Genomic DNA, 23,444 nt, shown 5'->3' with positions numbered 1-23,444 from the left:
TGTCGCATCTGCTTTTTTCCGGGAACTCCGGGGAACCTCGACCGTTTTCCAAGTTGCTCTCATTCGGAGACCTGAGCTTGAACCGGCGCCAATTCCTTCGTGCATCGGCTGCTGTTTCGGCTGCCGCTATGCTCCCGCATGCAACGGATGCTCAGGCGGGCGCTTCCTCGTCCTTCAGCCCATCCTACGTACGCCAGCTTGCTCGCTCCCTTGCGGCCAAGCCATTCGAACCTATCGACGAGAAGCTGCCGACTGCGTTGACGAACCTCAACTACGACCAATACCGATCCATTCGCTTCGTACCCGACAGGGCGCTGTGGCGTGGTGATAAGCTGCCGTTCGAGGTGCAATTTTTCCACCGCGGCTTTTTCTACAAGAACAGAGTCGACATTTTTCAGGTGGCGGACAGGAGTGTCATGCCGGTCCCGTATCGGCGCGGTGACTTCTCCTTCGGAGAAGGTCTCGGACATTGGCAAGATGCCGACATCGGGTTTGCCGGGTTCCGCATTCATGCTCCAATCAACAGACCGGATTACTATGATGAGGTTTGTGTATTCCTGGGAGCCAGCTACTTCCGAGCCGTCGCGAAAGGACAGACGTATGGTCTGTCCGCACGCGGACTCGCGATAGATACCGGCGAAGCCAAAGGCGAAGAGTTCCCGGCCTTCAAGACCTTCTGGCTGGAGAAGCCGGCGCCGAATGCCGGTTCCATCGTGGTGCACGCGCTGCTGGACAGCAAAAGCGCGGCAGCAAGCTACCGATTCACGATCCGGCCGGGCCAAACCACGGTCTTCGACGTCGAGATGGTCCTCTATCCTCGCGTAGACGTCGAACATGCCGGGCTTGCGCCAATGACCAGCATGTTCTTCTTCGGGCCGAACGACCGCAAGGATTTCGACGATTTCCGCCCCGCGGTTCACGACTCGGATGGACTTGCGATGTTCAACGGCAGAGGCGAACAACTCTGGCGACCGCTCAACAATCCGCACGATCTGCAGATCAGCAGCTTTGCGGACGTCAATCCCGGCGGTTTCGGGCTGATGCAGCGGGAGAGGAGTTTCTTCGCTTATCAGGACCTCGAGTCCAGCTTCGAAAGACGCCCAAGCCTCTGGTTCGAGCCGATCGGCGATTGGGGAGAAGGAGCGGTAAAGTTATTCGAGATACCGACCAAGGAGGAAATCCACGACAACATTGCCGCGCTCTGGCAGCCGAAGCAGCCGCTCGCAGCAAAGAGCGAGCATATCTTTACCTATCGGCTGCACTGGGGACCGGACGCACCGAAACCCAAGGCACTGGCACGATTCACTCGCACCGGGATTGGCAGCCGGGGCGATGACCGCAAACTGTTTGTGTTGGAGCTTACGGGAGATCAACTCAAAGAGATCGATGCCAAGACCATCAAAGGCGTGGTGACCGCCGAAAAGGCCGAGATCAGCAATATCGTCACGCAACCCAATCCCATCACGGGTGGGTGGCGTCTGAGCTTTCAATGCGCGGTCAAGAGGCAAGCCACGATCGAGCTGCGCGCCTTCCTGACTCAGAACGAAGAGCCGGTTTCGGAAGTGTGGATTTATCGATGGACGCCCTGAAGCTATCGCCCACGCCGTCGCGCGAAGCGCTTGGCAGCCCGTTTTTGCCGCCGGAAAGCCCGCTTCCGATGCCGCCGTGTGTGCTGGATCGCGCGATCGAAGCGAGAGGGGCGCCGGTGCATTCGGGTGCCGCCTTAATGGTTCGCCGTCTCTTCCTTTTTGCCGGAACGGGACTCCTGACACTTGCAGGTGGCTACGGCATGTACGACGTCGTGAAGGTTGGGGGCGTGACGTTTCTCGAGGCGATGTTGCTCGGTCTGTTCCTCGTGCTGCTCGCCTGGATCGCATTCTCTTTCATGTCAGCGCTTGCTGGATGTTTTGTATTGCTGACGCGCAGGCGGCCCGGTCTTCCGATCGACACGAGGTGCCCGCTGCCTCGTATAGCGTCGCGGACAGCCATGCTGTTGCCGACCTATAACGAGGACCCGCATCTTATTATGGCGCGGCTGCGCGCGATGTATGAATCCGTCGAAGCGACGAGAGCCGGGGAGCAGTTCGGCTGGTTTTTGCTGAGCGATACGACCGATCCGGACATCTGGGTTCGTGAAGAGATGGCGTTCATTCGCCTGCGCCACGCCTGCGGCGGAGATCGGCTGTACTACCGACATCGCTCCGACAATGTCGCGCGCAAGTCGGGCAACATCGCCGACTGGGTCAGGAGATTCGGCGCAAATTACGACTGCATGATCGTTCTCGACGCGGACAGCCTGATGGAAGGAGACACGATCGTCCGTCTTGTCCACGCGATGGAAGCTCATCCCGCTGCCGCACTGATCCAGACGCAGCCGGTCATCGTCAACGCGCGCACGTTATTCAGCAGGCTGCAGCAGTTCGCGGGGCGGATGTACGGTCCCATCATCGCAGCCGGGAATGCTTGGTGGCACGGCCGCGACAGCAACTATTGGGGCCACAACGCCATCATCCGGGTCCGGGCCTTCGCTGCAGAGGCCGGACTGCCGGAGCTGCGTGGTCGCAAGCCTTTCGGCGGGCACATTTTAAGCCACGATTTTGTCGAGGCAGCGTTGATGCGCCGTGCAGGCTGGGCGATTTATTTGGCACCAACCGTTAGCGGCAGCTTTGAAGAGATCCCGCCGTCGATTCTGGATTTTGCGGGCAGAGACCGTCGCTGGTGCCAGGGCAACCTTCAGCATCTCGCTGTGTTGCCCGCTCGCGGGCTGCACTGGGTATCGAGACTGCATCTGCTGACGGGGATTGGCTCCTACCTGACCGCTCCGCTGTGGCTTCTTTTCCTGGTGCTCGGCCTACTCATCTCACTGCAGGCGCGCTTCATCCGACCGGAATACTTTCCGAAGGGGTTCAGCCTGTTTCCGACCTGGCCGCAACAGGACCCCGTTCTTGCGGCCTGGGTCTTTGCCGCCACAATGGGGCTTCTCATCCTGCCGAAGCTGCTTGCCTATCTGGTGATGATCAGCAATCGTGAAGAGCGGAGTGGCTTTGCCGGCAGCGCCCGCGTATTTGCGGGGGTCGTTTGCGAAACGCTTGTCGCGGCATTGATCGCTCCGTGCATGATGATCTTCCAGAGCAAGGCGGTCGTGGAGATTCTCGTCGGCCGAGACGCCGGCTGGCAGGTGCAGTGCCGGAGCGATGGCGAGCTTGCTCTCGGCGAGGTGTATCGCAAGTTCGCTGGCCCCACGCTTTGCGGGCTGGCCCTGTCGATCAGCGCCTATGCCGTTTCTTTGCCCCTCCTGCTTTGGATGTCGCCCGTGGTGCTGGGCCTTCTGCTTTCAATACCCTTGGGCATCGTAACGTCGTCTCGGTTGAAGCGACCCGGAGTCTTTGCCACGCCGGAAACCAACCGCCTGCCTGCTGTGGTGCTCCGTGCCAACGAACTCGCGGCGTCCGCGCCCACCGAAATGGCCGGGGCGCTACGCCAGCTCAGCCAGGATTCGGAGCTGCTGCGCGAACATCTGGGCTCGCTATCCCTTCCCAGTCCGCGCAGGTTTGGCCCCGTCGACGTGCCTCTTGCCACGGCAACCGTCAAAGTCGGAGCATGTGAGACCTTGGAGGACGCCGTTGCCTGGCTCGACAAGTCGGAGTTGCGTGCCATTCTCGGCCATCCCGCACTGCTCGAGAGGGTCCTTGCACTGCCTCCGGGCAGGCAAGAGTAGACAGCCAGCTGGTGCGAAGCGTCGCTTCGGAGCGTCGGTCCAAAGTACGCTGGTGTGTCTGGCGCGAAATCCGTACCCCGCCCGGCTCCCCCTCGCGCCCCGCATGGCCTATGGGGCTGCAACATAAAAATCCCCCAAAAAGACCTCATGATCCGCCTCGACAATGTCAGCAAGCTGACCCACACCAGGCCCGGGTTCGTCAAGAACGGAACGCGGCTCCAGTTTCCGGGCGTTCTTCCCCATGCGGGATGGCGGGAATCCTCGTAGTTCAGCGCGGCCGAGCTTCAATCACATTGTGAATGCCCGCGGCAAAAACGCGCGTCAACGCGAAGCCGGACCTGGCAAGGAGGTCGGAAAATTCCTCGCGCGTGCGCTCTCGTCCGCCCGGCGAAACAAGCATATTCAGATCGCTGAACTTGGTTGCCGGCGCTTCATTGGGGCGGCCGACAAGTCGTTCAATGAGAAGCAATCTTGCAGTATCCTGCGTCGCGCGCCGGCACACTTTCAGGATGGCGGTGGCTTCATCGTCGGTCCAATCGTGAATGACGGCCCGCATCAGATAAGCATCGGCGCCTTCGGGCAGCGTTTCGAAGAAGCTTCCACCCATGATGTCGCACCGATCGATGACGGCGCGTTCCGCCAATACGGCCCTTGCTCGGATTATGACGTCCGGCTGATCGAACAGCGTGCCGCGGATGTGCGGGTGAGCGCGCAATATCTCCGCCAACATCAAACCTTGCCCGCCACCCACGTCCACGATGTGGCGGAATGGAGAAAAATCATAAGCGCGAACCACAGCTTCGGCGCTGGCGCGGGACAATTGCGTCATCGCACGATCGAACGTTGCGCCGTGTTCGGGGTGCTCGGCGCGGAATTGCCACACGTCCTTGCCATTCAGATCTTGAAAAGCGTTCTCGCCGGTTTGCACGCTGTGCAGCAGGTGGCCCCAAGCCTGCCAGAAATACGGGCTTCCGACGACTTCCGCCCACGCTCCGAGCGGCGTCGCGGAATCCGTACGCAAACAATCGCCCATTGGGGTGAGCCCAAACGTTCGGTCTTCCTCTTCCCGGAAAACATCGACCGCGGCGAGCGCCCGTAACAACCGGTACAGCGAATCAGGATGACTTCTTGTCAGTGCCGCGAGCTTGTCGACCGAACGAGCGCCGTCATGCAGATGGTCGGCGACTCGCAGGGTTGCGGCGACACGGATGGCCTGTGTGATCTGAAAGCCATTGATCAGGGCCAGCAGATCGCGCGGAGGGTCGGATGCCACTTGATGGGTTCCGTCACTGGGGCGGTTTGAATTGGATTGTCTTCGCAAGATCAGCAAGGCGTCGGTGGTACTGGTCCAGCAAAGCAGAAAACTCGGACGCGGTGCCTGGACGGGCAGCCTGCCCAACGGCGGCCAGCCTTTCACGAATGCCGGGATCGCTTGCGACGGCGCGGACATCGGATGCGATCCGGTCACGCAACGCTTCGGGCATTTCGCGTTTGCCGTAGAATCCCACCACGCCGTCCATTCGAAGTTCAGGAAATCCGGCTTCGATGACGGTCGGCACATCAGGAACAAGCGGTGCGCGGACAGCGCTCGCAACCGCAAGGAGCCGCGCTTTGCCTGACTGCACCTGCGGCATGATCACACCCAGCGCGTGCGCGAGTATATCTATGCGGCCCTCTCCGAGATCCTGGAGCGCAGGGGCCAGGTCGCGATAGGAAACAGCCGCGAGATCCAGTTTCAAATTCTTGAAGAACTCTCCTACAACGAAAGGCGGAAGGCCGGGCGAGCCGGCCCAGTTCAGCTTGCCTGGTTGAGCCCGAGCCGTTTCGACCAAATCGGCGAGCGAGCGGATCGAACTTTTCTCGCTGGCCGCAATTGCCAGAACGACGTCTGAAGTTGGAGATATCGGGACCAGTTCACGCACCGGATCATAGGGCAATTTCTCGAGCGTAATCGGATGGACGGTGTATACGGCCGAGATTGCATAAAGCAGCGTATGATCGTCGTCGGCGTTGAGAAAGGCCGAGACTCCGATCACCCCATCGGCGCCCGGCCGATTTTCCACGATAACGGACTGTCCCCAACGTTGGGAAAGTCGCTCCGCAAAAAGCCGCGCGCTGAAATCGGCGGCACTCCCGGCCGCAACGGGTAGAAGCAAGCGGACGGTCCGATGTGGCCAGTCGGCGGCAACGACAGCAGAACTCCAGGATAAGGCGACGACCAGAAAGGTGCCGACGACAGCGGCAAAGCGACCGGAAATGCGCATAGCACCCTCCTTCGGCGACCTGTGTTCTGCGACTTGAATCCTCGCGCCCAGACCCTATCAGGGCGTGTCCGTACTCGCTTAACCTTCATCTTACCATTTGCTCACTGATGGCTTATCTTTGACATCAGCACCGTCGCACATCACTCGGGTCGTTGCAGCTTGCGCTATTTCTTCGATGAATTTGTATTTGACGCTGAACGGCGCGAACTGCGTCGCGGGACGGACATGGTCTCCGTTGCGCCGCGGGTATTCGATCTGCTCGACTATTTGATCCGCAACAGGGAGCGCGTCCTCAGCAAGGAAGAGATTATCAAGGCGGTCTGGAACGGACGTGTCGTATCTGACGCAGCGCTGACGACCCGGCTGAATGCAGCTCGCAACGCTATCGGCGATTCCGGCGATGTGCAGCGCCTCGTCAAGACACTGCCGCGCAAGGGCTATCGCTTCGTCGGACGCGTGCGGGAGGAACAGGGCAGCGCAGATCCAATCATCGCCGGTCGACCGGTAGAACCGCCTCGACCGATTCTCAGCTTGCCTGATAAGCCGTCGATCGCAGTTCTCCCCTTCACCAAACCTGAGCGCCGATCCGGAACAGGAGTATTTTGCCGACGGGATGGTCGACGACATCATAACGGCGCTATCCCACTTCAAGGCGTTGCTCGTCACTGCCCGGAATTCCAGCTTCACGTATAAGGGGCGCGCAGTGGACGTGAAGCAGGTCGGGCGTGAGCTCGGGGTACGCTACGTTCTGGAAGGAAGCGTCCGCAAAGCATCGAGCCGGGTACGGATCACCGCACAGCTTCTCGATACTGCAACCGGCAGCCATCTTTGGGCGAACCGAATCGATGGTGGGTTAGAGGACGTATTTGAGTTGCAGGATCGAGTGACCGAGAGCGTCGTCGCCGCCATCGCGCCGGCGGTGGAAAAGGCGGAGATTGAGCACGCCAAGCGTAAGCCGACCGAGAATCTGGACGCTTATGCGTTCTATTTGCGCGGCATGGCCAAGCTGTACCAGTTTGCCAGCCAGCAAGCGAATGAAGAGGCGCTACGCCTGTTCTATCGTGCAATCGAGCTCGATCCAGACCTCGCATGTGCCTACGGGCGCGCCGCGTCCTGCTTCGCCCGCCTTAAGGCTGATAGTTGGATTGTGGTTACTCCGAACGAGATAGCCGAGGTTACACGGCTCACTCGGAAAGCCACCGAGCTGGGCAGAGACGATGCGATCGCGCTCGCAGCGAGCGGATGGGCCTTGGCGTTCGTCGTTCACGATCTCGGCGCAGCCGCCGACTTGATGGAGAGGGCGCTTGTGCTGAATTCCAATCTGGCTGAGGCGTGGCGTTTCGGCGGATGGGTGAAATGTTGGCTCGGGGAGCCCGAAGCTGCGATCGAACGCTTCACGCGTGCCATGCGCCTGGATCCCCTGGACCCACGGATGGGCGGAATGCGAAGCGGCGTTGCGCATGCATATTTCTTTGCCGGCCGCTACGGGGAAGCGGCTGGCTGGGCTGCCATGGCATTGCAGGACAATCCAAGCTTCCAACCTGCGCTGCGCATCGCTGCGGCAAGCCATGCGATGGCCGGGCAGATGGACCAGGCCAGGCATTCATTGGCTGAGCTGCGAGCGCTGAATCCCACGCTGGTCCTATCCAATTTGAGGGACCGGCTGGGGCCTTATCAGGAGACGGCGGACATTCGCCGGTACGAGGAAGGATTGCGCCAAGCTGGACTGCCGGAGTGAGAATCGAGGATCGGATCACATGGATCCGTACCCCGCCGGGCTTCCCCTCGCGCCCCGCATGCCCTATGACGCTGCAACGCAAAAATCCCCGCAAAAGACCTCATGATCCGCCTCGACAACGTCAGCAAGCAAGCCGGCCACCAAATCCTGTTCATTGAAGCTTCCGCGGCCCTCAACAAGGGGGAGAAGATCGGCTTGGTCGGGCCGAACGGCGCCGGCAAGACCACGCTATTCCGCATGATCGCCGGCGAGGAACTGCCCGACGAGGGCCAGGTCTCGACCGATCGCGGCATCACCATCGGCTATTTCAACCAGGACGTCGGCGAGATGAGCGGCCGCAGTGCCGTGGCCGAGGTGATGAATGGCGCCGGTCCCGTCAGCGAGGTTGCGGCCGAGCTGCGCGAGCTCGAGGCCGCCATGGCCGATCCTGACAAGGCCGACCAGATGGACGAGATCATCGCCCGCTATGGCGAGGTGCAGCATCGTTTCGAGGAGCTCGACGGCTACGCGCTCGATGGCCGCGCGCGCGAGGCGCTGGCGGGCCTCGGCTTCAGCCAGGAGATGATGGACGGCGACGTCGGCAAGCTCTCCGGCGGCTGGAAGATGCGCGTGGCCCTGGCGCGGATTCTCTTGATGCGTCCCGACGTCATGCTGCTCGACGAGCCGAGCAACCATCTCGACCTCGAAAGCCTGATCTGGCTGGAGAAGTTTTTGCACGATTACGAGGGCACGCTCTTGATGACCTCGCATGACCGCGAGTTCATCAACCGCGTGATCTCCAAGGTGATCGAGATCGATTCCGGCTCGCTCACCACCTATACCGGCAATTACGAATTCTACGAGCAGCAGCGGGCGCAGAACGAGAAGCAGCAGCAGGCGCAGTTCGAACGCCAGCAGGCGATGCTCGCCAAGGAGATCAAGTTCATCGAGCGCTTCAAGGCGCGCGCCTCGCACGCTGCCCAGGTGCAGAGCCGGGTGAAGAAGCTCGACAAGATCGAGCGTGTCGAGCCGCCGCGCCGGCGCCAGAGCGTCGTGTTCGACTTTCCGCCGGCGCCGCGCTCGGGCGAGGACGTCGTGGCGCTCAAGAACGTGCACAAGGGTTACGGCTCAAAGCGCATCTATGACGGGCTCGACTTCATGATCCGCCGGAAGGAGCGCTGGTGCGTGATGGGCATCAACGGCGCCGGCAAGTCGACGCTGCTCAAGCTCGTCGCCGGCGCGAGCGAGCCTGACCAGGGCACGGTGGCGCTCGGAGGCAGCGTCAAGATGGGCTATTTCGCCCAGCACGCAATGGACCTGCTCGACGGCGAACGCACCGTGTTCCAGTCGCTGGAAGATGCGTTTCCGACCGCGGGGCAGGGCTCCTTGCGCGCGCTCGCCGGCTGCTTCGGCTTCTCCGGCGACGACGTCGAGAAGCGCTGCCGGGTGCTGTCAGGCGGCGAGAAGGCGCGCCTGGTGATGGCCAAGATGCTGTTCGACCCGCCGAACTTTTTGGTGCTGGACGAGCCGACCAACCATCTCGACCTCGCCACCAAGGAGATGTTGATCACCGCGCTGTCGGATTTCGAGGGCACCATGCTGTTCGTCTCGCACGATCGGCATTTCTTGGCGACGCTGTCGAACCGCGTGCTGGAGCTGACGCCCGAGGGCATCCACCAGTATGGCGGCGGTTACACGGAATATGTCGCACGCACCGGGCAGGAGGCGCCGGGGCTGCGGAGCTAGCATGCTTCGTGCCTTGACGGGCTGATGCGCGCCGTTACGCTTCCCTCAAAAAGGGGAGCGAAACAACCATGAAGCAGCTGCGGATCGGCGACATCACCATCGATGCGGTGATCGAGCGGGAGGGGCCGTGGCGGCGGCCGCAGGATTTTTTCCCGGCCTATGACGAAGGCGTATTCAAGCGCCATCTGCCGACGATGGAGCCGGAGGTGTTCGACGCCGCGCGCGGCATGATGGTGATCACCTATCAGACCTTCGTGGTCCGCACGCCGCGCTACACCATTCTGGTCGATACCTGCACCGGCGAGGACAAGGGCCATTCGCCGCCGTTCGATTTTCCCGGCAAGGAGCGCTGGCGCAACGAGCTGTTCGCGCTCGGCATCGGTTTCGAGCAGATCGACTACGTGTTCTGCACGCATCTGCATATCGACCACACCGGCTGGAACACCACCTTGCGCGACGGCCGCTGGGTGCCGACGTTCCCGAATGCGAAATACGTCTTCCACAAGAGCGAGTATGCGGCCTGGGAAGCCGAGCACGTCAAGGGCAGCAACCCGCCCGGCACCGTGTTTCGCGACAATTGCCTGCCGATCGTCGAGGCCGGGCAGGCACTCCTGGTCAATGACGATTACGCGCTCGACGATACCGTAACGCTGACGCCGACACCGGGGCATTCGCCCTGCCATTGCTGCGTGAACATTTTTTCCAAGGGCCAGTGTGCGGTGGTCGCGGGCGATCTGATGCATCACCAGATCCAGTGCCGCGAGCCGGAGTGGTCGGCAAAGCCGGACTGGGATCCGAAGCAGTCGGCGATGTCGCGGCGAAAATTCTTCGCCTCCGTTGCGGATACCGACACGCTGATTTTGCCGGTGCATTTTCCGGCGCCGACGGTGGGATGGATCAGGCCGTTGGAGGGAGCGTTTGATCATAAGTTCAAGCGGGCGTGAGGTGTAACGAGTGAGCGCGGCTGCGCGATCAGTCTCGTGTCCCGGACGCGGCGCGGCACGCAGTGACGCTCCGCTGAGCCGGGACCCATCTCTCGGACGATGCGTGGAAGCATGGGCTCCGGCTCTGCAGCGCATCGCTGAAGAGCGCTGCGCTGCGTCCGGGGCACGAGAGCGATTGGAGTTGCGGGCGCCTTACGCGCTCGTCTCGCATTTCTTCATGAAGCTGCTCTTGGCGGCGCCGACGAGCGGCTTGCCATCGGAGCCGACGGCCTTGGGTGCGCAGGCATCCGCCTTGCACTTCTTCAGGAACGAGGTTTTGGCGGCGCCAGCCAGCGGCTTGCCGTCCTTGCCGACGGCCTTGCTCTCGCAGGTCTCTTGCGCGAAGGCCGAGCCCGCCGCAAAGGTGGCAATGATCGCTGCGAGGAAAATCCGCTTCATCATGGGTGTCTCCCTAAAACCGGAAATGGCGGGGCGGATTGGAGCCGGGAATCGTGGCGCAATCAAGCAAGATCAGTGCCTGTCGCCCGTCCGCTTGCCGATTTTTCGAGCGTGACCGGCAAATGTCCCGCCTGTTGCACCGCTCGCTGACCCGGCAGGACAATTCTGCTAGTCTCGGCTCGGTCGAGATGAAGGGAGTATCGTGATGGACGCCACGATCCCGAAGGGCGAACAATCCGCCGATCGGCATTCTCACTTGGTTCAGCCGCAAAATATAGACTGGCAGAGGACGCGCTTTGCAGGCTGCGAGGCCAAGACGCTGCTGTTCGATCGGAGCAGCGGTCTGATGACCGCCTTGATGCGCTTTGCGCCGGGCTCGGTGCTGCCCGATCACGAGCATGTCGGCATCGAGCAGAGCTACGTCATCGAGGGCGCGCTCGTCGACAAGGAGGGCCCGGCCAAGGGTATTGCCTGCAAAGCCGGCGAATTCATTTGGCGCGAGGCGGGCAGCCGGCACGCCGCCTGGTGTCCGGACGGGGCCTTGATCCTGGCGATCTTCCAGGTGCCGAACAAGTTCTTCGAAGCCGATGGCCGCGTGGTCGATGCCGCCGGCCAGGATTGGGATGAGACCTGGGGGCACACCGACGCGCAACGGGCGCGTCGCAGCTAGGGGGCTATACCCCCCGCGTGAGCAACGCCTTGAAATCGGCCCGCGCCCGCTGCGCTTCGGCGCGCGCGACCTCCGAGGCATCGCCCATGCCGAAATAGCCGTGGATCAGGCCCGGGCCTTCATGGTGCTTGACGCGCACGCCGGCGGCCTCCAGCGCCCGCGCATAGGCGGCGCCCTCGTCGCGCAGGGGATCGAACCAGGCGGTGGTGACGATTGCCGGCGCGACACCCGCCAGTGAGGCCGCCCGCAGCGGCGAGACGCGCCAGTCCGAAGCATGCCCGGGATCGGCGAGATAGTGGCCGCAGAACCATTCCATCGTCGCGCGTGTGAGGAAATAGCCCTCGGCATTCTCGGCGCGCGAGGGATAGCGCGCGTTCTCGCGTGCATCGGCGTAAGCGCCGAGCACGTCGGTCACGGGATAGACCAGCAATTGCGCGGCGAGTTTGATGCCGGCATCGCGGCAAGCGATCGCCGTGGTCGCCGCGAGATTGCCGCCGGCGCTGTCGCCGGCGACACCCACACGCTTTGCATCACCGCCAAATTCCGCGACGCGGTCGAAGATGTCACGCACCGCGCAGAAGGCGTCCTCGAACGCGCCCGGAAAGCGCGTCTCGGGCGGGCGACGATAGTCGACGGAGACGACGACTGCGCCGGTCTCGATCGCGAGGTTGCGCGCCTGCCGGTCGTGGGTTTCGAGATCGCCCGCAACCCAGCCGCCGCCATGGAAAAACACCACGGTCGGTGCCGGCGTGGTGCCGACCCGGTAGACCCGTGCATCGAGCGGGCCGGCGCCGCCTTTCACCTTGATATCCTGCACGCCATCGACGGGCGGGGCCGGGATGGCGGCGCGGGAGGCAGCCAGTGCGCGCAAGGAATCGCGGGCGCTCTGTGGCGTCATGACTGCGGGATCGCGCATCGGCATGAGCGGAATGATCTGGGCAATGACGGGATCGAGCGGTGCTGCCACGGGGTTTCCTCACAGGGGTCTTGGTCTTGCTTGGCCGTCAGCATAGGTTTTGCGCGCCGCATCGGCAACCGGCGTCGTGCCGTGATGCAGGCGCATGAAACGGGCAGGGAGGGTCAAGAGGTGGAATTCGAAGCGCTGGTTCAGTCGCGCCGCAGCGTGCGAGGCTTCAGGAACGAGCCGGTGCCGCGTGCGGTGATCGAGGCGATCATCGAGAGCGCCAAGCGCGCGCCATCGTCGATGAACACCCAGCCCTGGCATGTCCACGTGCTCACAGGTCATCCGCTGGAAGAGGTGCGCCGCCGCAACATGGAGGAGATGGCCGGCGGCGCCAAGGTCAAGCGCGACATCGTCAGTCACGGCGAGTACCAGGGCGTGCACCGCACGCGGCAGGTCGACATCGCCAAGAGCTGTTCGGCGCGATGGGGATCGCGCGCGACGACAAGCCGATGCGGCAGGACTGGGTGCTGCGCGGCTTTCGCAGTTCGACGCGCCGGTCTCCTTGGTCCTGACCTATGACCGCGTGCTCGATCCCGGCGCGGTCTGCCATTCGATCTCGGTGCGCTCTGCTACGGCATCGTGCTCGCGGCGTGGGACCGTGGTCTCGGCTCCGTCATCAACGGGCAGGGCATCATGCGTTCCGACATCGTGCGCGAGGTCGCCAAGATTCCGGAGGACGAGGTCATCATGACCTGCGTCGCGATAGGCTATCCCGACGACAGATTCGCCGCGAACGCGGTTCGCTCGGACCGCGAGCACAACGACGAGTTCGTGCGCTACGTGGGTTTTGCCGATTAGCACGACGAAGAGGAGATTATTCTCTGGCGGAAATTTTTTGGTGCGGTGTCGCGAGCGGCCTCTTGCAATCTCGAAGGTGCGGGAGGAACAATATGCGGACTGAGAGGTTTGTTGCTGGCGCGAGGGAATTGACATGCGGCGGCTGGCTAGCCTGGTTCGGCGGTTCTTTGGTCCGCGACTGCGGCACAAGATCGATGATGATCCAAGTCTTCCTTTCACACCCGAAGAGTTCGGCCGACTGATTCGCAGCGGCCGGCACGAGGACATGAAGCTGCTGGCCGAGGGCCTGGCCTGCCGGTCGATACCGCACCGCGCCAGCTATCGGGCTACTCATTAGGCCGCGTTCGAGACCGGTCTGCCGCGCTCACCGCGTGAGCGCGACCTGCTTGAACGAGTGGACCAGCGCCTTTTCCAGCTTCCCATTCATCCCGCACAGAACGTTGTAGGCCTCCGCGCGCGGCATGGTGGGCTTGTAGTGCCGGTGCTCGATCAGCGCAGCGAAAATGTCCGAGATCGTTAGAATCCGCACGATGTCGCCAATGCTCTCGCCGCAGAGCGCATCGGGATAGCCGCTCCCGTCGAGGTACTCGTGATGATGGCGGACGGCATCGAGGATCTCCGGCGAGATCCCGGCATGGTCCTTGAGAAACGCGTAGCCGGCGGCCGGATGCGTCTCGATCTGAGCGCGTTCCGCGGCATCGAGGCGGCCCGGCTTGTCGAGGATGGCCAGCGGAATCTGCGCCTTGCCGATGTCGTGGAACATGGCAGCCGAGTAGAGACGTTCCAGGTCGGCCCTGCCGACGCCGAGGCTCAGTCCGAAGTCGATGGTAACGCCCGTCACGAGCAGGCAATGCTGATAGGTTCCTTCGTGATGGCGCCGCACCGTCATGAGCCACTCCGTCAGACCATGCTGGGTGATACGATCGGCGATCTGGCGGCCGGCCTCCTTGGTGCCATCGACATCAAGTGGTTGGCCCAGGGCCACAGCCGTGAACATCGATGCGATAGCGGTCGCCGCGGTCTCGACGGCGTTGTCCGATTGCAGCGTGTCGCCTGACGAAGCGGATGCGCCCTCGGCCGGGTGGGTCAGTGCCGCCAGCAACTTGGTCCGGCCGACCGTGCTGGGAAAGACCAGCGTCGCCCCGAGCGCGTAGGCCTGCGAAATACAGACATGGGAGGTATGCTCGAGCAGGAAGATTCGCTTCCTGGCCTTCGCCAGCTTGCCGGCCCGCTTCTTGATGGCGGCGATATTGTCGAGGTCGCGCAGCTCCGCGCGGATGACGATGGCGGCCGGCGTTTGCGACAACTTGGAATCGGCATCAAGGCGCTCGCCTGAAACGGTGAATCTCTCTTCGAGCATTGAGCAGACAGCCGAGAGTTTGTCGGACGTGTCTGCCAGCACATGCAGGAAAGGACGAACCGTTCCTGTCTCTCGGATGCCGCCGTCACCATTGGCGGGGCCGGATCTGGTTCGCACGTGCTGCACGGTCTGACTCAAAACAGTGGGTGGAATTTTTGCATCTACTTGCTCTGAACCGGGTTCTGCGCAGGCGCAGGCACGCCTGCAGGCTTCTTCTTGCCGTCAGCGGTGATGAAATGGACGCCGGCCGTGGTGCCGTCGATCCAGACGAGTTCGCAGCGCCGGTAGGCGAGGCCGGTGGATGACAGCAGCATGAAGAACTCCTTGGCCTGGAGCACGTCGAGCGTGCCCTCGACCTCGATCTTGGCCCCGCTTTGCGACACGTCCAGCAGGACGCAACGGCGTCGCCAGGTGCCATCCGACCCCATGAGATTGACCGGCTGTCTGTGGTCCATTTTCACGCGAAAGGCTTTGCGAGCATCGAACTTCATCGGCTAATCCCTATCTTTGCGCCGCGATTTCCCCGACTGATCTCCTTGGCATTTGCGGCAATTTCCCCCCAACGCACCGTCCACTGGCTGGTGGACAGAAGCAGCGTCTCGAAAATGTGCTGCGCGCGTTCGCGCTCCGCGGAGGAAAGCCTTGTGCCGCAGCGGTTGCTCAGGATGGCAAATGTGGTCTGCCAGTTCAGCCGCGAGGCACGGCACGCCATGACGAGACCCTCGCAATCCTCGTCGGTCATGACATGCTCGACGATCTCGATGGGAGCTCCCGAAAGCACCGATAGTGCCGTAACGAGGTTGGCGGTCTCGCCGCGAATGGCGAAGCGGTTCACCGTGGAATCGTTGAGCTTGCCGATGCGGTTGAGCGCGACGATCTCCGGCAGCGCGCTCGCATAGGCGGCCGCGCAGGGCAGCTTGGCGGCGATTGGCGCGGTCGTTGCGGCTTGAAGCGAGACGGTGGCCTTCCCAATGCCGGATTTCGGAGCTGCCGAGGCCGACATCAATGCCCGCATGATTGCGTCGGGCGTGTCCGGCCTGAGCGCCAGCGCCTTCGTGAGTGCATCATCCGTCAGGCACCTCTCAACCAGCGCAACGTAGGCGTCATCAGAGAACCGTGCCTCCGAATTGCCGATCAGCGCAATACAAGTGCTGCGGGCGCCGCCCTTGATCAGCGTATCGATCACCAGTGGATCGATAGGCGCCCGGGCGGCGATCGCACATTGCTGCCGTTCGCCGCTTGCGGCCGCGATCGACTTGAGATCGGCTGTGGAAAGCGACTGCGATCTGAGCAAGACAGGGCACGCCACGTCCGGATCGTGGTGTGAGGCGAGATGTCGCAGGGTCTTCGGCGGAGCCACTTTGAGCTCTGCGAGCGCCGTGCTGAAATCAATCAGCGCTCCGGCCTCGACCCGCTCGATCAGTCGCAGCAGAACGCCGTCGACGACGTTGGCGAGCAATTCCTGAGGCCGGTCGCGGCTGCTGGTGAGCAGCTGCGAAATGCCGGAGAGGATGCGAGTGCCGCGGTCCAACGGACACGTGGCAACCGCGTTCTCCAATTCGACCAGAATATCAGCAGGCGAATTTGCCGTCATGGCAGGAGCCTGAATTGAATAAATTCGTCTGTACAACGACCGTTATTGCGCCTTAAATCCGTTAATTTTTAATTTTCGAGAATTAAATGTCGGGTATTAATGCGCCGCCGAATTTGGGGAAATGCTATCGAAATTTGGCAAGACACGATGTCGCGGCTTGTACTTTCAATTACGCCCTCGCCAATTGAAGCAGACACGTTAGTTCTGATTCTTTCGGGTCAACGGAAACCGACGGGGAGAAGCGAACCGGCACCGCGTCCGGACGCACGTTTAGCGCGACATTGCGTACCTTATTTCCATGAACAACATTGATGATGTGCCCAGGTCGGCACTCAAAACATTTCGCTTTTCAGACGTCGACGAATTTCGAAACGCCATACGCGGGCTGGATTTCGAATTCACGCCTTTGGTACGGAAGATTTCGGCTGAGCAGACAATCCTGTCGTTACCCGGCTGGGACGTGAATTTGACCCGCGCGTTCCCGCGGGTGGTTGACGCACAGCTCGTCGAGAATTGCACAGCGATCGGCTTCACGATGGACGATCTCAACGTGCCAATTCGTTTCAACGGCTCGCAACGTGCGCGACCGGTCGTGGTCATTGGCAGCAGCGGCGCGGCCTACACCACCATTGAGGAGGTGCAGCGGGAAATCGCCTCAGTGATTTTCAGGCCGGAGGTGAGGGATCGTGGCTGGCCGTCCACGGTGTCGAGCTTCAAGATTTTTGAGATCTCCGCGGCCGGCTTGCACCGGCTGCGCAGCGTGGTTCGCGAGGTGCTGGCCGAGGCGTCCGGCCCGGTCGAGGCACCGGAGTTCTTGTTGAAGGGCGCGGCGATGAAGGAGTCCCTGCTCGGAGCGGTCGACGAGGTCTTCGAAAGCGTCGTTTCGGCGCGCTGGACCCTGGGCCCCAACGACGGACGGAATTTCAGGATATTCCAGGACATCCGCGCGCTGCTCTCTGACGACCTGTCGCAGCCGATTTACAGCGATGAGATCGCGCGCAGGCTCGGCCTGTCCGTTCGCACCATGCACGACCTCGTCCGCCGCTATCGCGGCATGAGCCTGCACCGCTATTTGCGTCTGCGCCGGCTGTGGCTGGTGCGCAGGCGCCTTCTTGCCGGGGCCGATAGCGTCAAGGCGGTCGCGCTGGCGTATGGCTTCTGGCATCTCAGCGATTTCTCCAGAAGTTACCGCGACCAGTTCGGCGAGACGCCGTCGCAAACGCTGGACCGCGCTCGCGGACGATAGTGCGACAAATCGAGTGGGGCCGGACGGCGGTTTCGTGCTACCGTCCTGCCATGAGCAATCGCATTCTTGTCCTCTACGGTTCCTACCGTTCCGACCGCATGGGCATCCGCCTTGCGAATTTCGTCATCAATCGGCTGCGCGGCCGCGGCGAGGACGTCGAATTCATCGACGCCAAGGTGATCGGCCTGCCGATGCTCGACCGCATGTACAAGGAATATCCCAAGGACTCGGCGCCCGCCGAGCTGGAGAAGCTGGCCGGGCAGATCCGCGGCGCCGACGGATTCGTCTTCGTCACCGGCGAGTACAATTGGGGCATCCAGCCCGGCCTGAAGAATCTCACCGACCATTTCCTCGAGGAGTGGTTCTGGCGTCCCGCCGCGATCGTGAGCTATTCGGCCGGCCGACTGTCCGGCGCGCGCGCCGCAACGGCCTGGCACGGCACGCTGTCGGAGATGGGCATCGTGGTGGTGTCGAGCACCATCGGCGTCGGCCCGATCGCGCAGACATTGTCGGCCGACGGCGAGCCGATCGGCGACGGCGGCAAGGCCCTGGAGCGCTCGTTCCCGCGCTTTGCCGACGATCTCACCTGGTGGATCGAGGCGGCGAAAGCACAGCGCTCGCGCAAAGCGCCGCCTTACTAAGCGGTCCGGACTTCGCCGAGGAAGCGGTCGAACTGGCCGGCGAGGTCTCGCGACTGCGTCGAGAGCTGCTCGGCGGCGCCCAACACCTCCCTCGCGGCGGCTCCCGTGTCGTCGGCGGCGCGCTGCACGCCGGAGATGTTGCTGTTGACCTCCTGGGTGCCGCGGGCGGCCTCCTGGACGCTGCGGGCGATCTCCTTGGTGGCCGAGCCCTGTTCCTCGATCGCCGCAGCGATCGCGGTGCCGATCTGGTCGATCTCCGCGATGACGTCGGCGACGTTGCGGATCGCGGCCACGGTCTGGTCGCTCGCGGTCTGGATCGCCGTGATCTGCTCGGAGATCTCGGTGGTGGCTTTGGCGGTCTGGCCGGCCAGCGACTTCACTTCGGAGGCAACCACGGCAAAGCCGCGGCCGGCATCGCCGGCGCGGGCGGCTTCGATGGTCGCGTTCAGGGCGAGCAGGTTGGTCTGCTCGGCGATGCTCTGGATCAGCGTGACGACGTCGCCGATCTTCTGCGCGCCCTCGGCGAGGGCACGGGCGGTATCGCCGGTGCGGCGGGCGTTGTCGACGGCGCGGGCCGCGATCTCGGTGCTTTGGGCGACCTGACGGCCGATCTCCGCGATCGAGGAGGTCAGCTCTTCGGTGGCGCTGGCGACGGTCTGCACATTGGTTGAAGTCTGCTCGGAGGCGGCGGCGACCACGGCGGCCTGGCTGTTGGTCTGCGCCGCCGTCGAGGTCATCGACTGCGCGGTGCTTTCCATGGTCGCGGAAGCCCGAGACAGGCCGCCGACCAGCTCGGTGACCTTGGCCTCGAAGGCGCGGGTGAGATCGTCGAGCACCTGTGCGCGGCGCATCTTGCCGTCGTTCTCGGTCTGCTTCTCGGCGGCGAGCCGGTCGGCCCGGATCATGTTGTCCTTGAACACCTGAACCGCCGCGGCCATCGCCCCGATCTCGTCGGAACGCTCGGCGCCGGGAATGCTTTCCGCGACCTCGCCATCGGCGATCCGTGACATCCGGGTCGTCAGGGTCACGATCGGCGCGCAGACGCGGCGGCGAACCATCACGATGAGGCCGACGCTCGCGATCAGCACGGCGAGAAGGCCGGCGAGTGCGATCGTGAAGCTGGTGCGTGCGGCCGAGGAAGCCCCGGCGAGGATCTGCTCGGCATTGTCGTAGAAGGCGTCGCGGACCTCGATGATGGTGCCGAGGCCGCGCTGCGTGGCGGCGTAATAAGTGTCCATGTCGTGTTCGTATTTGCCGGTGACAGCGCCGTCCTTCACCAGCTTGAGCTCGCGGCCGAACTCCTCGACATAGACCGAATTGAACTTCTCCAGCGCTGCGGCGACGTTGGCTGGCGTCGCCGGATTGCCGCGCAATTCCAGCAGCGCCATCACGAGCTGATCGTTGCGACCCTGCGAGCGGCCGATGTCGGCCTTCTCGGCATCCGTCGCCGGTTTTTTGCCTCCGAGAAGATTCTTGTGCAGGCTCGAGTTGAAGCCGCCGACATCGCGCAGCGTCATCGCGACATTGGCGTAGCTGGCCTGCCGGTAGGCGTCACCGTTCAGGATCGCCATGCGGCGGACCTGCTCGTTGAGCAGCGCGGTCACGCCGCTGTTGAGCACGGCGTTGTCGGCAACGATCTTCTTGGCCGCGTCCTTGCGCGCCTCGGCTGGCCCGGCGAGCGCCTTGTCGATGGCCTCGCGCAGTGCCGTGAACTTCGCACTGATGCCGTCGATATTGCTGCCGATGGTCGTGCCGTCGTCGAACGGGCCGGGCAGCTCCTTGCGCAGCGCGTTCATCTTGTCGCGGGCGCCGTCGGTCTGCTTGCGCAGCTTGTCCTGCTCGGCAAGCAGCGCAGGGTCGATGGTCGCAGGCCCGTAGAGGATGTTGGTGGAAAAGCCCCGCTCGGGGTTGAGGTAGCGCGGGATGTCGCTGACGGCACGGACGATCGCCAGCCGCCCTTGCGCCTCGGTGATGCGCTCCATCGTCTGGTACTTCGTCACGGCGACGTAGACGGCGAGGCCGCCGCCGACGGTCGAGAGCGAGACGATGGCGCTCGTCAGGAGCGTACCGATTTTCATGGGCAATCCGCCATTGGCGCGGGAGGAGAATTATTTTGCCCGAACGATAGGTTGTCCGTGTTAACCGCCGGTTTACGCTGCCGATCCCGTCAACTCAGCCGGGGGGGCCGGTCGAGCTTCGACAGGATCTCCAGCGTGGCGCGGTCGCGTTCGCCAGCGAAATGTCGGGCAATCGCCTGGTCGAAGACGGGCTCGTCCGACACCGCGCCGAACAGCGTCATCGAGGAGCGGAATTTCGCATCGTCCGGCGCGCCGAGGATCGCATTGATGGTCCGGCCCTCGACAGCGAGCACGAGCCTCGTGCATTCGATCAGGCGCGCGCCGAGGACGGGGTGGGCGAGGTAGGCCTCGGCCTCTGCGCGGGACCCAATGGCGTAGCGCTGCGACATGGCGCTGAAGCCGAGGCCCGCGACCTGCGGGAAGATGAACCACATCCAGTGAGTCTGCTTCCGGCCCCGAGCCAGCTCGCCCTGGACGTCGCGATAGACCGGGTCCTGGGCCCGGACAAAGCGGTTGAGATCGAAAGGATCGGTCATTGGATACCTCAGAGGGGCTTGCCGGCCGCGATTATGCCTAACTTTTGGCTCCCAATGTGGTAGCTGGTATAGAGTCTCCGGGTGGGGGTGGTACCCCCGGGGGTCGATTTGGGGATCTGATGGTTTCCGACGCAGCACATGCCGAGAGGCTGTTGTCGCGCCGCCGTGTCGGGCGCGCCGAGACGATCATGCTGTCTCTGGCAGCGATGGCGTTGGCGCTTGGCACTGCCGCGTGGGTCACCGATATGGGCGATTCGACTCCGCTGGTCTCCGCCGCCTTGCCGCCGGCCAATTCCCCGTCATTCGAGGATCGTTTCGCGTCGGCCGCCGGCAGCCCGTCGCCCCGCGAGCTCGGCCTGCGGGCGCTGGAGCGCTCCGCGGTGAATGCGGTCCAGCTCAAGCTGCGGGACGCCAAGGCGATGCTCGCCCAGAGGCTCCAGGGCGACGACTGGCGCTTGATCCTGACCGAGGACGACCACTCCTCCGCGGTCGAGGAGGCGAGGCCCTCTCAACAGCGCGCCGATGTCATTCCGATGCCGCGCTCGCGTCCGGTCCAGGCGGACTTCTCCGCCCAGATTGCCTCCAGCCAAGCCTATGCGGAGACCAACCCCAGGGTCGACAACCGCAATTTCTTCGAGAAATTCACGGACAAGATCAAGCTGGCCTCGTTGACTCCCAGCGACGGCTTGTTCGGCAAGGCGCCGGATCTTGCCGCCCTCGGCTACGATTCGCGGACGGCGGTTTATGACATCTCGGCCAAGGCGGTGTACTTGCCGAGCGGCGTGGCGCTGGAAGCTCATTCCGGCATGGGCGCGCTGATGGACGATCCCGGCCATGTCGACCAGCGCATGGTCGGCGCGACCCCGCCGGCGACCTACGACCTCAAGCCGCGCGAAAAGCTGTTCCACGGCGTGCGGGCGCTGCGCATGACGCCGACTGACGGCACCAGCGCGCTCGGCCGCGTCGGTCTGCTCACACATAACTACATGCTTGGGCCGCGCGGCGATTCCAACGGCTGTGTCTCGATCAAGGACTATGATCGCTTCCTCAAGGCCTACGACAACGGCGAGTTCAACCGCCTGGTCGTTGTGCCGAACCTGCGCGGATCGGCGACCGCCTCGCAGCGCGCGAGCACCGATTCCTGATATTCGCCTGTGACGGCGGGGTTGCTGCCGTTTCCCCTTCGTTAAGCCGTCCTCGTCCAGAAGCAGCCCATGAGTGATCCATCAAGTTCCGAAACTCCGCTGCGCACGACGTTCAAGATCAAGCTGAACGGTGACACGTTGGCGATCGCGACCGTCGGTCAGGCCTATCAATTCCTCACCAACTTCAAATCGGTCGAGTGGATGGAATTCCGCTCCCTGCACGAGGACGCCATCGCGGCTCTGGAAGGTGCCGCTGGTAACGCCATGCTGGCGGTGCAGGCGACCAACGCCGTGCGCGCGCTGTTCGTCAGCGCGAAATTGCTTTGACGCGGGCTACAGGCCGTTCTGTCGCATCTTGAACTCTGCTTTGGGAACGGGCAAACGGTCCGCGAAGACCGTCGCCGCAATGCCCATATGTTTGAAACTTGCTTCAAGGGAGAGTCCCCATCATGAAACGCCGTACATTCCTGAGGGGTGGCGCGGTCGCCGGCGCTGCGACGCTGGTTGCTGCACCTGCGATCGCGCAGAGCGCGCCCGAGATCAAATGGCGCCTGACCTCGAGCTTCCCGAAATCGCTCGACACCATCTACGGCACGGCGCAGACCTTTGCGAAATACGTCGCTGAGGCCACCGACAACAAATTCCAGATCCAGACCTTTGCGGCCGGCGAGATCGTTCCCGGCCTTCAGGCGCTCGATGCCGTCAGCACCGCCTCGGTGGAGATGGCGCAGACGCCGCTCTATTTCTACATCGGCAAGGAGCCGGCGCTGGCCTATGCCACCGGTGCACCGTTCGGCATGAACCATCGCCATCAGGAATCCTGGTGGCATTTCGGCGGCGGCGCCGATCTCACCAATGAGGCGCTCAAGCCATTCAAGGCGCATGCCATCCTCTGCGGCAATTCCGGCACCCAGATGGGCGGCTGGTTCCGCAAGGAGATCAAGACCGTCGACGACCTCAAAGGTCTCAAATTCCGCATCGCAGGCATGGGCGGCCACGTGCTGGCAAGGCTCGGCGTCGTTCCGCAGCAGATCGCGGGAGGTGACGTGTATCCGGCCCTCGAGAAGGGCACGATCGATGCTGCCGAGTTCGTTGGTCCCTATGACGACGAGAAGCTCGGTTTCCAGAAGGTCGCCAAGTACTACTATTTCCCCGGCTGGTGGGAAGGCGGCGCCATGCTGCACATGATCGTCAACGACGAGAAATGGGCTTCGCTGCCGAAGCAATATCAGGCCATCGTCAACCAGGCGGGCTCAGCGGCCGGTGCCTGGATGCTCGAAAAATACGACAGCGTGAATCCGGCGGCGCTGAAGCGGCTGATCGCCAATGGTGCGGAGCTGAAGGCCTTCCCGCAACCGGTGCTGGAGGCCTGCTACAACGCGACCCAGGACCATCTGAACGAGCTCGCGGCCAAGAGTGACCTGTTCAAGCGGACCAAGGAGAGCCACGACGCCTATATGAAGGAGCTCCTGTTCTACACGCAGATCGCGGAGAATTTTTACGATAACTATCTGCTCAGCAAGATGCGCAAGAGCTGAGCGGAAGAGGAGGGCGCGGCGCCACGATTGCGCCGCGCTCCAGCAGG

Annotated in this window: 19 protein-coding genes and 2 pseudogenes; 12 read left to right on the top strand and 9 right to left on the bottom strand. The window is 63.0% G+C overall.

All coding sequences use genetic code 11. The features are described from left to right. The first annotated feature begins 77 nt into the window (after nt 1-77). Together P6U29_RS23495 and mdoH are read left to right on the top strand one after the other, a co-directional pair. Nucleotides 78-1,589, top strand: coding sequence for a glucan biosynthesis protein G (locus P6U29_RS23495; protein WP_407112500.1), 1,512 nt, complete (start codon nt 78-80; stop codon nt 1,587-1,589). Next, nucleotides 1,577-3,718 carry a glucans biosynthesis glucosyltransferase MdoH gene (gene mdoH, locus P6U29_RS23490; RefSeq protein WP_407112499.1) on the top strand — a complete coding sequence of 714 codons (2,142 nt, stop codon included), beginning with the start codon at nt 1,577-1,579 and terminating at the stop codon, nt 3,716-3,718. The genes P6U29_RS23495 and mdoH overlap by 13 nt, the downstream gene beginning before the upstream one ends. A 268-nt stretch (nt 3,719-3,986) precedes the next feature. Here the strand turns inward: mdoH and P6U29_RS23485 are convergent, their stop codons facing one another. Both P6U29_RS23485 and P6U29_RS23480 read right to left on the bottom strand, forming a co-directional pair. Further along, nucleotides 3,987-4,991, bottom strand: coding sequence for a methyltransferase (locus tag P6U29_RS23485; RefSeq protein ID WP_407112498.1), 1,005 nt, complete (start codon nt 4,989-4,991; stop codon nt 3,987-3,989). Nucleotides 4,992-5,004: 13 nt separating this feature from the next. Further along, entirely contained in the window at nt 5,005-5,982 is a 978-nt protein-coding gene (locus P6U29_RS23480) for a Bug family tripartite tricarboxylate transporter substrate binding protein (protein ID WP_407112497.1), read from the bottom strand. Between the two features lie 159 nt (nt 5,983-6,141). Here P6U29_RS23480 and P6U29_RS23475 point away from each other — a divergent pair. From P6U29_RS23475 to P6U29_RS23465, 3 genes and pseudogenes are all read left to right on the top strand, one after another. Further along, nucleotides 6,142-7,720, top strand: a pseudogene (locus tag P6U29_RS23475) (winged helix-turn-helix domain-containing tetratricopeptide repeat protein). A gap of 102 nt (nt 7,721-7,822) precedes the next feature. Then, on the top strand, nt 7,823-9,445 hold the full coding sequence (locus tag P6U29_RS23470; RefSeq protein WP_407112496.1) for an ABC-F family ATP-binding cassette domain-containing protein: 1,623 nt from the start codon (nt 7,823-7,825) through the stop codon (nt 9,443-9,445). A 68-nt stretch (nt 9,446-9,513) separates the two neighbouring features. After that, nucleotides 9,514-10,389 (top strand): MBL fold metallo-hydrolase, encoded by an 876-nt coding sequence (locus P6U29_RS23465; RefSeq protein ID WP_407112495.1) that lies wholly within the window; start codon nt 9,514-9,516, stop codon nt 10,387-10,389. A gap of 192 nt (nt 10,390-10,581) precedes the next feature. On the opposite strand, the gene P6U29_RS23460 is transcribed toward P6U29_RS23465, so the two are convergent. Further along, nucleotides 10,582-10,830 (bottom strand): hypothetical protein, encoded by a 249-nt coding sequence (locus tag P6U29_RS23460; protein WP_407112494.1) that lies wholly within the window; start codon nt 10,828-10,830, stop codon nt 10,582-10,584. A gap of 202 nt (nt 10,831-11,032) precedes the next feature. Between P6U29_RS23460 and P6U29_RS23455 the strand changes: the two genes are divergently transcribed. Continuing rightward, entirely contained in the window at nt 11,033-11,497 is a 465-nt protein-coding gene (locus tag P6U29_RS23455; protein WP_407112493.1) for a cupin domain-containing protein, read from the top strand. A 4-nt stretch (nt 11,498-11,501) separates the two neighbouring features. Here P6U29_RS23455 and P6U29_RS23450 read toward each other — a convergent pair whose 3' ends face one another. Next, nucleotides 11,502-12,464 carry an alpha/beta hydrolase gene (locus P6U29_RS23450; protein ID WP_407112492.1) on the bottom strand — a complete coding sequence of 321 codons (963 nt, stop codon included), beginning with the start codon at nt 12,462-12,464 and terminating at the stop codon, nt 11,502-11,504. A 120-nt stretch (nt 12,465-12,584) separates the two neighbouring features. On the opposite strand from P6U29_RS23450, the pseudogene P6U29_RS23445 reads away from it, so the two are divergent. Further along, nucleotides 12,585-13,259 (top strand): annotated as a pseudogene (locus P6U29_RS23445) (nitroreductase). 364 nt (nt 13,260-13,623) lie between these two features. Here P6U29_RS23445 and P6U29_RS23440 read toward each other — a convergent pair. The 3 genes from P6U29_RS23440 to P6U29_RS23430 are packed head-to-tail and all read right to left on the bottom strand — an operon-like array spanning nt 13,624 to nt 16,213. Next, nucleotides 13,624-14,745, bottom strand: a complete 1,122-nt coding sequence (locus P6U29_RS23440; RefSeq protein ID WP_407112491.1) for an HD-GYP domain-containing protein — start codon at nt 14,743-14,745, stop codon at nt 13,624-13,626. Nucleotides 14,746-14,780: 35 nt separating this feature from the next. After that, nucleotides 14,781-15,110, bottom strand: coding sequence for a PilZ domain-containing protein (locus P6U29_RS23435; protein ID WP_407112490.1), 330 nt, complete (start codon nt 15,108-15,110; stop codon nt 14,781-14,783). Then, on the bottom strand, nt 15,107-16,213 hold the full coding sequence (locus P6U29_RS23430) for a DUF2336 domain-containing protein (protein ID WP_407112489.1): 1,107 nt from the start codon (nt 16,211-16,213) through the stop codon (nt 15,107-15,109). The genes P6U29_RS23435 and P6U29_RS23430 overlap by 4 nt, the downstream gene beginning before the upstream one ends. A gap of 298 nt (nt 16,214-16,511) precedes the next feature. On the opposite strand from P6U29_RS23430, the gene P6U29_RS23425 reads away from it, so the two are divergent. Both P6U29_RS23425 and P6U29_RS23420 read left to right on the top strand, forming a co-directional pair. Beyond that, on the top strand, nt 16,512-17,459 hold the full coding sequence (locus tag P6U29_RS23425) for a helix-turn-helix domain-containing protein (protein WP_407112488.1): 948 nt from the start codon (nt 16,512-16,514) through the stop codon (nt 17,457-17,459). Between the two features lie 50 nt (nt 17,460-17,509). Then, a complete protein-coding gene (locus P6U29_RS23420; RefSeq protein WP_407112487.1) occupies nt 17,510-18,100 on the top strand; it encodes an NADPH-dependent FMN reductase in 591 nt (196 codons plus the stop codon). Here P6U29_RS23420 and P6U29_RS23415 read toward each other — a convergent pair. Both P6U29_RS23415 and P6U29_RS23410 read right to left on the bottom strand, forming a co-directional pair. Beyond that, nucleotides 18,097-20,178 (bottom strand): methyl-accepting chemotaxis protein, encoded by a 2,082-nt coding sequence (locus P6U29_RS23415; protein WP_407112486.1) that lies wholly within the window; start codon nt 20,176-20,178, stop codon nt 18,097-18,099. The two genes, P6U29_RS23420 and P6U29_RS23415, sit on opposite strands and share 4 nt — an antisense overlap. An 89-nt stretch (nt 20,179-20,267) precedes the next feature. After that, complete coding sequence (locus P6U29_RS23410; RefSeq protein WP_407112485.1) at nt 20,268-20,714, bottom strand: DUF1810 domain-containing protein; 447 nt, start codon at nt 20,712-20,714, stop codon at nt 20,268-20,270. 188 nt (nt 20,715-20,902) lie between these two features. On the opposite strand from P6U29_RS23410, the gene P6U29_RS23405 reads away from it, so the two are divergent. The 3 genes from P6U29_RS23405 (at nt 20,903) to P6U29_RS23395 (ending at nt 23,397) form a co-directional block, all read left to right on the top strand. After that, complete coding sequence (locus P6U29_RS23405; RefSeq protein ID WP_407119404.1) at nt 20,903-21,859, top strand: DUF2778 domain-containing protein; 957 nt, start codon at nt 20,903-20,905, stop codon at nt 21,857-21,859. A 69-nt stretch (nt 21,860-21,928) separates the two neighbouring features. After that, nucleotides 21,929-22,186 (top strand): hypothetical protein, encoded by a 258-nt coding sequence (locus tag P6U29_RS23400; protein WP_027572180.1) that lies wholly within the window; start codon nt 21,929-21,931, stop codon nt 22,184-22,186. Between the two features lie 122 nt (nt 22,187-22,308). After that, nucleotides 22,309-23,397: a TRAP transporter substrate-binding protein gene (locus P6U29_RS23395; protein WP_407112484.1), complete on the top strand. Its 1,089-nt coding sequence runs from the start codon at nt 22,309-22,311 to the stop codon at nt 23,395-23,397. The last annotated feature ends 47 nt before the right edge of the window (nt 23,398-23,444 follow it).

The organism is Bradyrhizobium sp. LMG 9283 (genome assembly GCF_045571415.1).
Classification (GTDB): domain Bacteria; phylum Pseudomonadota; class Alphaproteobacteria; order Rhizobiales; family Xanthobacteraceae; genus Bradyrhizobium.
Note: the sequence above shows the minus strand (reverse complement) of the source record. Positions and strands in the feature narration are given on the sequence as shown.